General features: G+C 66.3%; 11 protein-coding genes. 6 read left to right on the top strand and 5 right to left on the bottom strand.

Annotated features, from left to right (window positions below):
- Nucleotides 1-623: 623 nt before the first annotated feature.
- Nucleotides 624-1,412, top strand: a complete 789-nt coding sequence (gene rsgA, locus ACFE71_RS12400) for a ribosome small subunit-dependent GTPase A (RefSeq protein ID WP_375429102.1) — start codon at nucleotides 624-626, stop codon at nucleotides 1,410-1,412.
- 248 nt (nucleotides 1,413-1,660) lie between these two features.
- Here the strand turns inward: rsgA and ACFE71_RS12405 are convergent, their stop codons facing one another.
- The 3 genes from ACFE71_RS12405 to ACFE71_RS12415 all read right to left on the bottom strand — a co-directional run bounded on the left by ACFE71_RS12405 (nucleotide 1,661) and on the right by ACFE71_RS12415 (nucleotide 2,977).
- Complete coding sequence (locus ACFE71_RS12405; RefSeq protein ID WP_375429103.1) at nucleotides 1,661-1,999, bottom strand: hypothetical protein; 339 nt, start codon at nucleotides 1,997-1,999, stop codon at nucleotides 1,661-1,663.
- Between the two features lie 47 nt (nucleotides 2,000-2,046).
- Nucleotides 2,047-2,409 (bottom strand): hypothetical protein, encoded by a 363-nt coding sequence (locus tag ACFE71_RS12410; protein ID WP_375429104.1) that lies wholly within the window; start codon nucleotides 2,407-2,409, stop codon nucleotides 2,047-2,049.
- A 139-nt stretch (nucleotides 2,410-2,548) separates the two neighbouring features.
- Nucleotides 2,549-2,977, bottom strand: a complete 429-nt coding sequence (locus ACFE71_RS12415; protein WP_375429105.1) for a hypothetical protein — start codon at nucleotides 2,975-2,977, stop codon at nucleotides 2,549-2,551.
- A gap of 358 nt (nucleotides 2,978-3,335) precedes the next feature.
- Here ACFE71_RS12415 and ACFE71_RS12420 point away from each other — a divergent pair, with 358 nt between their 5' ends.
- From ACFE71_RS12420 to ACFE71_RS12430, 3 genes are read left to right on the top strand one after another with little or no spacing between them, the layout of a single operon-like run.
- On the top strand, nucleotides 3,336-3,776 hold the full coding sequence (locus tag ACFE71_RS12420; RefSeq protein ID WP_375429106.1) for a DUF3617 domain-containing protein: 441 nt from the start codon (nucleotides 3,336-3,338) through the stop codon (nucleotides 3,774-3,776).
- Nucleotides 3,777-3,797: 21 nt separating this feature from the next.
- Nucleotides 3,798-4,661, top strand: coding sequence for an ABC transporter ATP-binding protein (locus ACFE71_RS12425; protein ID WP_375429107.1), 864 nt, complete (start codon nucleotides 3,798-3,800; stop codon nucleotides 4,659-4,661).
- Nucleotides 4,658-6,265 (top strand): ABC transporter permease, encoded by a 1,608-nt coding sequence (locus ACFE71_RS12430; protein ID WP_375429108.1) that lies wholly within the window; start codon nucleotides 4,658-4,660, stop codon nucleotides 6,263-6,265. Before ACFE71_RS12425 ends, ACFE71_RS12430 begins: the two co-directional genes overlap by 4 nt.
- A 263-nt stretch (nucleotides 6,266-6,528) precedes the next feature.
- Here ACFE71_RS12430 and ACFE71_RS12435 read toward each other — a convergent pair whose 3' ends face one another.
- Nucleotides 6,529-9,414 (bottom strand): TonB-dependent receptor domain-containing protein, encoded by a 2,886-nt coding sequence (locus tag ACFE71_RS12435; protein WP_375429109.1) that lies wholly within the window; start codon nucleotides 9,412-9,414, stop codon nucleotides 6,529-6,531.
- A 133-nt stretch (nucleotides 9,415-9,547) separates the two neighbouring features.
- Between ACFE71_RS12435 and ACFE71_RS12440 the strand changes: the two genes are divergently transcribed.
- Nucleotides 9,548-10,771 carry a multidrug effflux MFS transporter gene (locus ACFE71_RS12440; protein WP_375429110.1) on the top strand — a complete coding sequence of 408 codons (1,224 nt, stop codon included), beginning with the start codon at nucleotides 9,548-9,550 and terminating at the stop codon, nucleotides 10,769-10,771.
- Nucleotides 10,772-11,254: 483 nt separating this feature from the next.
- On the opposite strand, the gene ACFE71_RS12445 is transcribed toward ACFE71_RS12440, so the two are convergent.
- Nucleotides 11,255-12,886, bottom strand: a complete 1,632-nt coding sequence (locus tag ACFE71_RS12445) for an alkaline phosphatase D family protein (protein WP_375429111.1) — start codon at nucleotides 12,884-12,886, stop codon at nucleotides 11,255-11,257.
- A 174-nt stretch (nucleotides 12,887-13,060) separates the two neighbouring features.
- Between ACFE71_RS12445 and ACFE71_RS12450 the strand changes: the two genes are divergently transcribed.
- On the top strand, nucleotides 13,061-13,343 hold a 283-nt coding region (locus ACFE71_RS12450; RefSeq protein ID WP_375429112.1), incomplete at its 3' end, for a hypothetical protein.

The following is a 13,343-nucleotide window of genomic DNA, read 5'->3' on the forward strand; positions in this document are numbered from 1 at the left end:
GAGCGACAGGCGGCCAGCTGAGCAAATACCTCTCCACTTTTCCGGGGCAAGTCCACCCTGATTGTGATAGGAGGACAAGCCTGAACCGAACCGCGCGCTGGCGACCCTCGCTGCGAGCCTAGCCGCGAACGGCGGATCGGTGTAGCCGGAAGGCGGGAGCCTGGAGGGCGGGCGATTTGCTCGAGCCGGTATCCCAAGCCCCGGAGCGACCGACATAGCAAAGAAACCGAACTACGATTTCGAGCGCCGCGAGCGCGAAAGGACCAAGGCGGCCGAGACCGCAAAGAAGGCACAAGCCAAGGCGGACAAACGGGCGGCCGAACAGGGAACGCCGGATGCGGATGGGTCAGGCGGTCTCTAGGCTCCCCGACGGCATGACAGACACGCGCAGCCTTACCCTCGCCCAACTCGGCTGGAAGCCTTTGTTTAGCGAACAGGTCGCCGCCGAGGAGGGGCATGATCGCCAACCGGTCCGCGTAATGTCGGTCCATCGCGGAAGGGTGACCGTCTCGGGCGAATGCTTCGAGGACTCGATTCCGTCCGGCTTGCCCGCACGAGCCGGCGCAGAGGATCGACCCACGGTCGGCGATTGGCTGCTGATCAACCGGGACACCCGGAGCATCATGCGCATTCTCGATCGAGCGAGCCTGTTCAAGCGGCCGGCCCCGGGCGACGAGCGCCGCGTCCAGCTCATCGCCGCAAACATCGACACGCTGTTCGTCGTCACGTCATGCGACCAGGATTTCAACGTCGCACGTCTCGAACGCTATCTCGTGCTCGCGCGCGAGGCGGGCGTCCGACCAGTGGTCGTGCTGACGAAAGCCGACCTGTCGCCTGCCCCTGAGCGCTTCGTCAACACGGCGCGCTCGCTCCAGTCGGGCTTGCAGGTCGAACTGATCGACGGGCGCGATCCGCGGAGCGCCGCCCGCCTCACAAGCTACTGCGGCGCGGGAGAGACGGTCGCGCTGGTGGGTTCGTCCGGTGTCGGCAAGTCGACCCTCGTCAACACGCTGACGGGGTCGACAAGCATCACGACGCAGGCCGTCCGCGAGGACGACGGCAAGGGCCGGCATACGACGACGGTACGGGAGATGCACCGCCTCGCCGGCGGCGCGGACGGGGGCGGCTGGCTGGTGGACACGCCGGGCATGCGCGAGTTGCAAATGTCAGAAGTGGCCTCCGGCGTGATCGACGTGTTCGACGACGTCACGGCTGTAGCGCTCGAGTGTCGGTTCGCGAACTGCACCCATGCCGACGAGCCCGGATGCGCCATCCGGACTGCGATGGCGGAAGGGGTGCTCGACCCCGCTCGCGTCGAACGATGGCGCAAGCTCGCCCAGGAGGATGCGGTAAACAGCTTCACCGCGGCGGCCCGTCGCTCCCGCACAGGAAGAGGTGGCAGCAGGAGATGAGGATAGGCTGATCCCTACCTTCGAGCGCTAAAGTCCGAGCGCAGGCGACTTTGGGCCGAGTGCCGTCTTGAAGGATTCGCCAAGGGCACACCGGAGCGGCTTCGGATCGACGAACTCGACCAGCTGTTGGCGGAGCACCGAGCGAAACCGACCGGCTAAAGGTTGGGAGAACGAACGCGCATCTGTCGTCCCGGGCACCTGCGGGTGCGATGCGACGCTCTCGATCGCTTGGAGCCGATACGGCCTGATCAGCGCTGCTTCTTGGCCGTGGTCGCGGTGAAATCCGGATCCTTCGTTGCTACCCAGTCGACGAATTTGCGCACATCCGAATTTGCCAGCAGGGCATCGACATCCGTCCCATGACGCTGCAGTTCGGAGTTGGTGAAGTTGGCCATCAGCGTCTGCTGACAGATCGGGTGCATGGGGACGACGTCGCGCCCGCCCCGGCTTTTGGGCACAGGGTGATGCCAGACAATGGTCTTGCCGGTGGGCCTGCCGCAAAGCCAACAGGCCACCACTGGAGGTGGAGCGGCGTCCTCGTCCGGCAGGTCGGTATGATCACCATGCTTCGAATGTTTGCGGGCCATGCCTTACTCGCCTTCCTGAACTCGCGCGCCGCCCACGCCGCGGCGCATCAGCCTTGATAGCGCAAGGTGTTCGCGAACCCGTCATTCGCCTTGGTCATCTTGGCAAGCTTGCGAAGGTCTGCTCGGACGTACCGATCGAAGCGTCGGTCGTCATGGATGCCCGTGATCCCATACTCGTCTTGAGCGAGCAGCTCCTTGAGTTGCGCCGCGAACGCGGCCTGGTCATCGATGCGTCCAGCGGTCTTCAGGATCCGGCAGACCCATTCCTCGGCGGCCGCTTTGTCGTAATCGTCCTGTGCCTCGTACCCCCGCCTGTCCGCCACTGCCTGGTCAAGCTTCGCAGCTTCGAAGCGGCGTTCCAGCCATTTGCGAACGAGGTCACCATCCCACGCTTTCGACGGACCGCTCATGACACCTTCCAACCTCAATCCCGGGCTGTCTAACTGAAGTCCCGTGGCCCGAACACGGCCGGGGCTGCCACGATTTGAAACCTGAATAAGCGTCCGGTTCCGAGCAGCTGAAAAGGTGGCCGGAATGTCGGTTTCTGGGTCAGTAGTCCCCCGAGGTCTTGCCGAGTACGGGACCGAGCACCTTCTCCAGCCGCTCGGCCGTACGGCGAAGCTCCGCCATCTGGGTCACCGCTGCGCCCGCTGCGTTGCCGGCTGCCGCCACTGCGCGACGGGTGTTCCTATGTAGACGACGCTCAAAACCCGGCTCCTCGCGCTCCTTCACGTCACGCAATGTGTCATCCGGCTCGACGTCGCCGCTCTCATCCGTGAGCGCCGCGAGCGGACCCACACGGGTGTCCAACACGATGCTCGCGAGGCGGTCGACGGCTCCCGTAAGCGCGTCCTGAGCGGCCGAATTACCGAGCACCGACGCAATTGCGCCGGTGTCCGTCTGACCAGGCTCGCGCGCTCCGGCCCAAGCAGGCGTCGTAATCAACAACGATGTGATCGCGACGAGGGACAACCGCATAGCTTCATACTCCTACGTAGCTCAGGGCGACGGCAACCTGCTGTTGGAACAGATACTTAGTGCATCAAGTTCAACCCGCCAAGCTCGCAGCTGGAGAGCGGAAGCTTCTCATGAGCGGCGTCGGGACAGGCCGACTGAGCGACAGTAGGGAGTGCTGATCAATCCGAGCCGAAGACGCAAGTTGAACGGATATCGAATTTCGGGAAGCCTCGAAGTCGGCGTGAGCGGCCGGGGATGGGCCTCCCCCCGCGCGGATCCGGGTCTCCATAGAGCAGCGCACGCGATGTCTCCGTTTCAGTAGGTGTGATCAAGCCGTAGCAGCTGGCTCTACGGAAGCTCACACAGTACATAGCGAGACATGTTCAGACAGCTGGCCGCAGCTCTCTTTCTTCTCCCATGCGCCACGCTCGCCGCAGCCCCGGCGCTAGCGCCGGGCAGCTGGGCTATCACGTCCACTACCGTCGCAATGTCCGTACCCGGCCTGCCCAGGTTCATGGCGCGCATGATGGAAGGGAAGTCGAAAACGCATCGCAAGCGTCTCTTGGCGGGGCACGGGATGGAGGCGCTCATCGCGCCCGATCCGAAGGAGCGGTGCCATATCGACGTTCAACGCGTCGCCGATGGCAAATATAATCAGACGCTTACCTGTCCGCAAAAGCGGGGGCAGCCCGTGCAGGTCGTTCGGTCAGGCACCTACGACGGGACAGGCTTCGTTGGCCGGGCAACGGTGACCGGCACCACAGCCAAAGGATCGATGCGCATCGTGCTGAACCAGCGCGCTACGCGCGTCGGCGACTAGCCATCTTACGGGCCGCAGTGCATGCTTGAGATCGAGGCCGTATCCCACACCTACCCTGACGGGACTCGAGCGCTGAACGAGGTGACGTTGTCGATTGGCCGCGGGCTATTTGGACTGCTCGGCCCTAATGGCGCGGGGAAATCGTCGCTGATGCGGGTGGCATCGACGCTGCAGCCACCCTCGGCCGGTCGGGTGCGCTTCGACGGGATAGACGTGCTTGCGGAACCTCGCGCACTGCGACGGAGGCTGGGCTACCTTCCGCAAGACTTCGGTGTTTACCCGGGCGTATCGGCGGAGGTTCTGTTCGATCAGATCGCGGTGCTGAAGGGAATGACGAGGCGAGGCGAGCGCCGTAATGCCGCCGAGCGGCTGCTTCGTCTGGTGAACCTATGGGACGTGCGCGATCGCGCCGTGTCGACATTCTCCGGGGGTATGCGCCAGCGTTGGGGCGTGGCGCAGGCGCTGATCGGCGATCCGGACCTGATCATCCTGGACGAGCCGACAGCGGGGCTGGATCCGGCTGAGCGCAACAGCTTCCACGAGATGCTGTTCGGCCTCGGCGGACACGCCGTCGTGATCGTATCGACGCACATCGTCGACGATGTCGCGGATCTATGCGCTGGCGTAGCGGTGCTGGCTTCGGGGCAAGTGCTGGCCCATGACGCTCCGGCCGCGCTGGCCCAGGCCCTTGACGCGCGGGTGTGGCGCGGGCCGGCCGAGGCTGGCGTCGGCGATGCGACCTTGCTGTCGCGGCGGCTCGCGGGTGGGCGCCGATCCGTGCGCGTGCTTGCCGATGCGTGTCCGGGACCGGAGTTTGAGCGTGTTACAGCAACGCTGGAGGATGCGTATTTCGCCGCGCTTGAACGAGGAGGGTCTGAGCCGTGACCGCACGCCTGGTCTGGCAAGAGGTTCGTCAGCAGATCGGCGGGCGCGTCTTCTGGATCGTCTTCGCAGTCTCCGCGATGATGGTCGCAGGCGGAATGGCCATCGACGAACTCCGGGTTGGGCTGTCGCAGGAGGGCGCACGCACCGGCGCCGCGCAGATCGTCCGAACACACCTGGTCTGGACCCTGTTCTTCCTGTTCACCGCTGCGGCATTCGTGGGCGAGGCTGTTCAGCGGGACGAGGCCACCGGGTTCGGAGAACTGGTCCGCGCCACGGCCGTCGATCCCCGCAGCTATGCTCTCGGACGGTTCCTGGGTGCCTTCGGAGCGGTGCTGCTGTGCTTTCTGTCAGTCCCTTTAGCATTTGGAGCAGGCGGCACCGTGCTGGGACTCGGCTTGGGACCGACGGGAGCTCATCTGTTTGCATTTTTCGCGCTGGCGCTGCCCAACCTCTTCCTCGCCTGTGCCCTGTTCTTTGCGCTGACATCCCTGACGCGCTCAATGACCGGCTCCTTGCTCGGAGCCGCCGGGCTGCTGACGTTGTACGGATTGGCAAGTGATGGCGGGAGCGCCGGGCTTAGTCTGCTGGAGCCGTTTGGACTTGCTGCGGTGGCCGATGTGACCGCCGGGTGGAGTCCTGCGCAGCGCGATGCAACCTGGCCGACACTCGGCGGCGCGCTCCTGGCAAATCGCCTGGTATGGCTTGCGGTGGGCGTAACGATGGTTGCGCTCGGGACATGGCTTGCGGCCAGGCGAGCGCCGTGGAAGGGCGTGCGGTACGCACGGTGTACAGGGAAAGCGCATCGCGCCGATCCGCCGAACTTCGCCGATCAAACCGTCGGCGAACGGCGGACGGCGCGTTCGCTGCACGCCCGCCCCGGGTGGAGCATCGTTGCTGCGCAGCTTTGGGTGCGCACACTCTTGGAAGTCCGCCGCGCGGCCATGACCCCGGTCTTTGCGGTGCTGCTGTTAATGGGGCTGGCGTCGGCAGCGGCAGCGGCAGCACGGGTGACAGGAACCCCGGCGACCGTCGCAGCGCTGGCGAACTCGTTTCGGCTTGTGCCCATTGTGGTCGCGTTGTTTTTCGCGGGTGAGCTCTTCTGGGCTGAGCGCGAGCACAATGTCGCTTCGATCGTCGCGGCAACCCCGGCCGGCAGAGCCGTGCTGGTCTTGCCGAAGTTCATCACTTTGGCGTTGCTGCTTCTGCTGCTGGCCCTGACCAGCGCGGCGGCCGGAGCATTGACCGAGGTTGCGAACGGCCAGCGGCCCATGCTGGCCGGGTACCTCGCATGGTACGCCTTTCCCAAGTCGTACGAATGGCTACTGTTGGGCGTGCTGGCGCTCTTCCTCCAGTCGCTCGCGCCGAGCAAGCTCGCTGGCTGGGGGTACATGGTCTTTTACCTGATCGGCTCACTCGCGCTGAGCAGGCTTGGTTGGCAAGACCCGCATTACAGGTACGGTGGCTATCCCGGCGTGCCGCTGCCGCCGACCCTGAGTGGAGCTCAGGGCGTGGGCTGGTATCGGGTCGGTTGGGGAATGGTCGCAGCTACGATGATCGCGCTCGCGTGCAAACGCGGACTCCCAGCTACGCGAGAACTGGCATGAAAACACCTACAGTTGGCAGCCGCAGTTCTTTTCAGGTCAGCGCTGACGGCCGTGAGAGATCGTCATCTACCCTACACCATGTTGCCGCTATCACCTCTCCACCGCATCCGCCGCACGTGAACAAGCGTCCGCTTTGGAGAAGTCGCAGAACGATCCTGAATGACTGACCTTGGGTCGTCACGGCCGAAGCCAATCGCGTTTCATCGTTCACATCGCACGAATGTTGATGCGGGGTCGGCGCACAACCGGCCCCGCATCGACCGTTAGATGCCGTACGACAATCGCAGATAGCCGAACCGCCCAGGTACATCGTAGGTGGTCGGGTCGTAGTTGTTGAGGCTGCAGGAGAAGCAGGCCTGCGGGTCCTTATCGAACAGGTTGTTGACGCCGACCGTCAACGCCAGTCGGCTAGTTAGGACCGAAGGGCGGAAGATGAACTGAGCGTCGGTGTACAGGCGTTCCTTCAGCTCGTTGCTGTTCTGGATCTCGGTGACGTTGTCGATGAACCGGCCGGTGACCGACGCGGTGACGGGGCCGACGGCCCAGTCGATCGTCGCCAGTCCCTTGAAGCGCGGATAGGCCTGGTCCGGGCTGCCGCGCTCGGTACCGGTATAGCGCGTGGTTGTGGTGCCGTTGGTGGCGGGCACCGTCTCTTGGTAGCGCAGGAGATAGTTGCCGATCACCGCCAGACCGAACACGCCCGCTCCCGTGTCGGCCGTACGGAAGTTGAAGGTGGCATCGATACCCTTGGTGCGGATACCGCCCGTATTGAGCAGCAAACCGTTGATCGCCGAGATGAAGCCGTTGGCGGTGCGCGTCGTCGCGGCGCACGACAGCGCGTCCGCGCCCAACGCGCAGCGGTTCAACAGCACGTTGGCCGGGATCCCGGCGATCGCGTCCTTCACCTTGATATCGTAGTAGTTGACCTCGAGGCTGAGTGCATCGGCGAAGCCGCCGCGCGCCCAACCCGGCGAGTAGACGCCGCCGAACAGCAAGGTGCGCGCCGTCTCCGGCTGCAACTCGGCATTGCCGCCCGTGATCACCGGCAACTGGCCCGCCGGCTCGGCATAGCTGCCGTTCGCGGGCACCCCGTCGGCAATGCAGTTGGTGCGGGCGGTGGCGTTGTTCCGGAACGCGCTGCCGGCGACGTTGGAGCACGGGTCGGCCAGCGACTGATCGAAGCGCGATTGCGCGCCGAACAACTCGCCGATCGAGGGCGCGCGGACGCTTTCGGCATAGCTGCCCCGCAACAGCAGATCGGGGACTGGCTTCCAGAGCGCGCCGCCGGTCAGCGTCGTGTTGCCGCCGAAGGTCGAATAGTCCGAGTAGCGGACGGCGCCGTTCATCTCCAGGCTGGAGAAGAACGGCACGTCGCGCAGGATCGGCAGCCGGACCTCGCCGTAAACCTCGTCGACGTTGAAGCGGCCGCGCGCCGCCTGGGCGGGAATGTCGGCGCCCAGGCCCGCTTGGATGAGCGGATCGGGGGTGAAGCTCCCGAACTGGTCGCGGTGTTCGTAACCGACCGCGATGCCGACCGGACCGCCAGGCAGGTCGAACAGCTGGCCCGACAGGTTGGCGGTATAGTCGGTCAGCCGCTGCGACGACCGGGCGCGCTCGTCGAAGCCGATGAAGCCAAGCATCTCCGGCGTGATCGAGCCGACGCCGCCGAAGAGGTTGAGCGGCACGCAGGTGCCGGTGCACTGGTTGATGGGTCCCAGCGCCTGCTGGACGCGCTCGATATTCACGTTGCCCGTGAACACCTGCTTGGCGTCGTTATAGCCCAGCACCGCGCTCGCGTCCCAGAACCAGTTGCGGTCGAACATCTGGAAACGACCATCGAGCGTGCCGGTCACCGTCATCGTGTCGACCGTCTGGCTGTAGGTCCGCTGGCCAGCCTCGACCAGCCGGCGGAAGATCGCCGAATAGCTGGCGGGCTGGCCGTCGCCGCCGCCCGACAGGGTGCGGCCGAACGGGTTGAACGGGTTGGTCGCGTCGATCGAGATCGTCCGCGTTTGCGGTCCGCCGCCCGCATCCGGCCCGATCGGCAGCGGCAGGAACGCCGCTTGGTTTTGGGACGTGCGTCGGTTGTAGATCGCCTTGATCCGCAGATTGACCGCGTCGCTCAGCTCGGCGCGGGCGTTCACGAAGCCGCCATACCGCTCGTTGGGCGTGAGGAAGAAGTTGAAGGGCGCGAAGTTGAAGCGGTCGCCGTTGGTGAAGCCGCGAAAGTCGCCCCCCGCCAACGTCGGGTCGTACACCGATCGGCGGCCGGTCACCGGCCCGCGCAGCGTCAGGTTCTGGTTGTTGACGAGGAAGCGGCCAAGTGGCGTGAAGCTGGAACAGCCGCCGATCGGGTCCCCGCAGCTTGTCTGGCCGGGGTTGGGGAATTGCGAGATGTCGCGGTCGGCGGCGCTAACGGAGCCCTGCTTCACATAGAAAGCACCGGCCACCAAGTCGACGCGCTCGGCGGAGCCGTTGCCCCAGCTGAGCTGGTAATTCTGCGTGTCGCCGTCGTTTTCCTTGAGATACTGGCCGTATTGCGCCTGGGCGCGGAAGCCATCCTGGGTCGATCTGGTGATGATGTTGACGACGCCCGCGATCGCGTCCGAGCCGTAGAGCGGCGAGGCGGCGGACTGGAGCACCTCGACCCGGCCGATCATCACGTCGGGGATCGAGTTCAGGTCGACCGAGCCCGGGATGCCGCTGGCCGACGCGCCGTTCACATAGCGCAGGCCGTCCACGAGCACGAGCGTGCGCCTGGCGCCCAGATAGCGCAGGTCGATTGTCGCCGATCCCGCGCCGACGCCGCCGCCGTCGGGCGGATTGCCGAAATTGCCCGAATTGTTGTTCTTCGTGTTCAGCCCGCCGGCGGAGCTCGGGATGCGCTGCAGCGTGTCGGCGATCGAGGACAAGCCGGTGCGCGCGATCGCCTGCTCGTCGACGGTGACGACGGGGGAGGGCTGGTCGGTGGGATCGCGGCGGATGCGCGAGCCGGTGACGATGACGTCCTCGCCGGGAGCGATGTCGTCGGCGATGTTCGGGCTCGCCTCGGCCGGCGCGATTTGCGCGCGAGTCGGCGCGGCGTGGCAGCCGACCGCGATCGCCAGAAGCGCACCGCCCGACATCGCCATCGTTCTTGAGATGATCATCATGATAGTTCCCCCGTTCGCACGGCTCGAAGCCGAGGCGGGATCATGCGGCATTCGTGATCGGATGCAATCGCCGTTTCGCCTTCCCGCTCCCAACTAGTCTTGGCGACTCCGCGCGCCTACGCGGCCCTTGATGGCGACCGATCCACAACCTCATCCCGGCATCCGCCGCCGCGAGTTCGTGGCCTTCGTGGCCGCGATCATGGCGGTGAATGCGCTCGGCACCGACCTGATGCTGCCCGCGCTGTCGACCATCGGGCGCGAGCTGGGGGCGGACCGCGCCAACGACCAGCAGTGGATCGTGACCAGCTATCTGTTCGGCTTCGGCCTCGGCCAGCTCGCTTACGGTCCCCTGGCCGACCGGTACGGGCGCAAGCCCGTGCTCATCGTTACGCTGGCGGGGTTCGTGGCGGCGAGCGTTTTCGCCGCGAGCGCGGCTACGTTCGCGGCGCTGATCGGCGCGCGCGTGCTCCAGGGCCTCATGTCCGCGTCCACGCGCGTGCTGGCGGTCGCGATGGTCCGAGACAGCTATTCCGGCAGGCGCATGGCCAGGATCTCGTCCATGGCGACCATGGTATTCTTTCTTGTCCCAATCCTCGCGCCGACGCTGGGAGCGGGGCTGCTCGAGTTCGCGCCGTGGCGCTTCATCTTCTACGCGCTTGCCGCCTTCGCCGCGTCCGTGCTGGCCTGGGCGGCGCTTCGGCTGCCCGAGACGCTGCCGTCGGAGCGGCGGCGGGCCATCTCGAACGCGACGTTGTCCGAAGCCTACCGGCTGACGCTCACTAATCGATACTCGATCGGCTACGCGCTGGCGGGATCGATGACGTTCGGCGGGATCATCGCCTTCGTGTCCTCGGCCGAGCAGGTGTTCACCGACACGTTCGGTGCCGGCGAGCGGTTCACCCTGCTGTTCGCGCTCTGCGCGTTCTTCATGGGGCTCGCCGCCTTCTTCAACAGCCGCTTGGTCGTGCGGCTCGGGACGCGGATGATCTCGCAGACGGCGCTCATCGCCTTAATCGTGCTATCGCTCCTGCACATCGCCGTCACGGCCGCCGGCGCGGAGACGCTATGGACGTTCATCGCCTTTCAGGCGCTCTCCATGACCTGCATCGGGCTGTGCGGGGTAAATTTCGGCGCGATGGCGATGGAGCCGGTCGGCCATGTCGCGGGCACCGCGTCCTCGGTGCAGGGGTTCATCACCGGCCTGGGCGCCGTCATGGTGGGCTCGGCGATCGGACAAGCTTATGACGGGACGACCTACCCGCTGGCGCTCGGATATCTGTGTATCGGCGTCGGCGCGCTCCTGATCGTCCTCGTCATCGAGGGCGGCAAGCTGTTCCAGGCGCGAATGGCGTGAGCCCGCCCGGGTCGTCCAAGGTGCGTCGTTTTTTAGTGTCCCCTTGTGCTCAGAACTTAATGCAATGCTTCAGCCACACGCGAAGCTGAAAATGTCAGCTTAATGAATGTCCAGTTCCGGGAAGCCGCGATGACGGCCTGAGCGACCGCAAGTGAGTCCTCGCCGCAGGCGATTGGCACATCGCGCTCGAGACTTCTATTCGGTACCTGATCACACCGAGCTCGTGAAAGCAGGCTAAGCGAAATCTCTCGGCAAGGCTGAGGCCGGGTTCCGGCAGAATCTCTCATACCCGGTATGCCAGATCTACTTGCGCGTATCCGTAACGGACGGGTCCGCGCTTCCGATCGAAACCTCGAATGCCTCCACGGCCTTGCCGCATTCGCCACCAAGCGGAGAGCATTGTCGGGTTAATTGTTGGCAAGATGTGGTGCACGCGCTTGGCCAGAGGCGCCCAACCCAGTCGGCCGCGACGGGTACCTCCGATCAGGCGGCGACGAGTTGCTTGGCGCGGCGGGGGACTGTCATGCGGTGACGGCCCAGGAGCGTGGTGGACCGTTCCTCGCGCGCGGGGAGGAACAGCCATTCGCTCTCGACGCGGTCCGGGGTGATGTCGACCGTCATGTAGCCGCGCCTGCTGGTATCGCACCATTTCAGGCCGGGGTTGGTCCGCATGAAGTCGCGAGCGATCACTGACTCGTCGCCGCCGAACCGCTTCTCCAGGCCGAGCGACGATACGCTGTGGCCCGCGAGTTCGACGCCGACGGGCTTGCCTTCATGTTCGAGATCGTAGGCCCAGGCATTGTGGCTGTCGCCGCTCAGCACGACGAGATCGGCCCGCGCTCGGTCGGAGGCGGCGAGCAGGCGTGCGCGGGCGGCCGGGTAGCCGTCCCATCGGTCCAGCCCCATAGGTAGGCCGAGCTTCGCGAGCCCGACCGCCGCGGCCAGTTCGGCCTGATCGCGTGGCGCCAGGGTCGTGCCGGGCGGGAACCAGGCGGGGGTGACCGAAGGCAGCCGCGTCGGGGCCATGATCACCTGTTGCGCCAGGATCTGCCACGGCATCCCCGCCGCGGTCGACTCCTCCAGCCCGTCCGCGAGCCATCGCTCCTGAGCCCCACCCATCATCGTGCGCGCGGGATCGGCGAGCGGTCCGTCGCGGAACGCGGCGGCCGCGCGCGCGGGATCGGTCGCGCCGCGCAGCGCCACGCCGATGTCGAGCTGTTCGGTCCGCGCGAGCAGCCGCGTCTCCAGCCGGAACAGGGTCGCCAGGTCGCCGATCCGATAGCGATCGTAATCGGCCCGGCCCATCGGCAGCCATTCGCGGTGCGCGCGCATCCCCGCCGCCACCCGCGCGGTCCACGGACCCTCTTCCGGGCCGTGGTTCCGGGCCCCGCCCCGCCAGCTGTTGTTGGCGACCTCGTGATCGTCCCAGATCGCGATCATCGGATAACGGCGGTGCAGCTCCTGCAGCGCAGGATCGGCGCGGTAGCTGGCGTAGCGGAGGCGATAGTCGGCGAGAGTCACCGCCTCGCCCCGGGGCTGCACATCGCGCGCCGCCGCCAGCGCGGCGAGCGCGTCTGAGCGGTCCACCGGCGACTCGTAGATGTAGTCGCCCGTATGGACGATCAGGTCGAGATCGTCCCGGGCGGCGGCATGGGCATAGGCGTTGAACCAGCCCGACGTCGCGTTCGCGCAGGAGACCACGCCGATGCGGAATCGGTCGAGCGGGCCGTCCGGCAGTGTCCGCGTGCGCCCGACGGGCGAGGTGACGCCGCCGGACGCAGTGAAGCGGTAATAGTACCAGCGGCCTGGCTTCAGGTCGTCCGGCCGCGCGTGCGCGCAATAGTCCGTCGCCGGGCCGGCCCGAGCCGTTCCGCGCGACACGATGCGTGTAAAACGCTCGTCCTCCGCCACTTCCACCCGGAGCGACGTCTCGCCGCCGCTGGCCGCGACGTAGCGGGTCCACAGCATCACGCCGCGCCGGCCGGGATCGCCGCTGGCAACTCCGTGGGTGAATGCCTGGGTCGGCGCGCCCAGCGCAGGCCAGGACAGCAGCGAAAGGGCGGGGAGCAGCGACGCCGCCTGAAGGATGGAACGGCGGGAGATGCTGACGGTCATGGGCGGGAACTCTCGTAGCGCGGCCCGGCGGTTACCAGCGCGATGTGACGTTTCGGCTTCGCCCCACCCTCCCGGACCTGCGCGCCCCGGCGGTTGTCGCACAACCGACATGACGCCATCACGCGGCTGTCATCCGCGCGCCGTAGCGCCGACCCCGACGTCAGGGGAATACATATGTTGCTCAGCTTTTCCGGTCTGGCATTGGCCGGTGTCCGCTCCGCGCGCGCCTTGATTCTAGGCGGAGCGGCCGTTTCGGCGACCGCCTATGCGGCTCCTCAGACTACGACGCCGCCCCAAGGCAACTCGGCCCAGAGCACGGGCGTGGCCGACGGCCGACCGCTAGAGCCGCTGCCGTCCGGAGACGCCCCGGTCGACGACATCGTCGTCACCGGCGCGCGCGCGTCGCGCGAGCAGGCGATCGAGCGCAAGCGCGCGCTGCCGACGATCGCCGACGTCG

Source organism: uncultured Sphingomonas sp., from assembly GCF_964237155.1.
Lineage (GTDB): Bacteria > Pseudomonadota > Alphaproteobacteria > Sphingomonadales > Sphingomonadaceae > Sphingomonas.

Coding starts and splice junctions, on each gene's coding strand:
- rsgA (WP_375429102.1), top strand. CDS start 624: ATGCGCATTCTCGATCGAGCGAGCCTGTTCAAGCGGCCGGCCCCGGGC.
- ACFE71_RS12405 (WP_375429103.1), bottom strand. CDS start 1,999: ATGGCCCGCAAACATTCGAAGCATGGTGATCATACCGACCTGCCGGAC.
- ACFE71_RS12410 (WP_375429104.1), bottom strand. CDS start 2,409: ATGAGCGGTCCGTCGAAAGCGTGGGATGGTGACCTCGTTCGCAAATGG.
- ACFE71_RS12415 (WP_375429105.1), bottom strand. CDS start 2,977: ATGCGGTTGTCCCTCGTCGCGATCACATCGTTGTTGATTACGACGCCT.
- ACFE71_RS12420 (WP_375429106.1), top strand. CDS start 3,336: ATGTTCAGACAGCTGGCCGCAGCTCTCTTTCTTCTCCCATGCGCCACG.
- ACFE71_RS12425 (WP_375429107.1), top strand. CDS start 3,798: ATGCTTGAGATCGAGGCCGTATCCCACACCTACCCTGACGGGACTCGA.
- ACFE71_RS12435 (WP_375429109.1), bottom strand. CDS start 9,414: ATGATCATCTCAAGAACGATGGCGATGTCGGGCGGTGCGCTTCTGGCG.
- ACFE71_RS12440 (WP_375429110.1), top strand. CDS start 9,548: ATGGCGACCGATCCACAACCTCATCCCGGCATCCGCCGCCGCGAGTTC.
- ACFE71_RS12445 (WP_375429111.1), bottom strand. CDS start 12,886: ATGACCGTCAGCATCTCCCGCCGTTCCATCCTTCAGGCGGCGTCGCTG.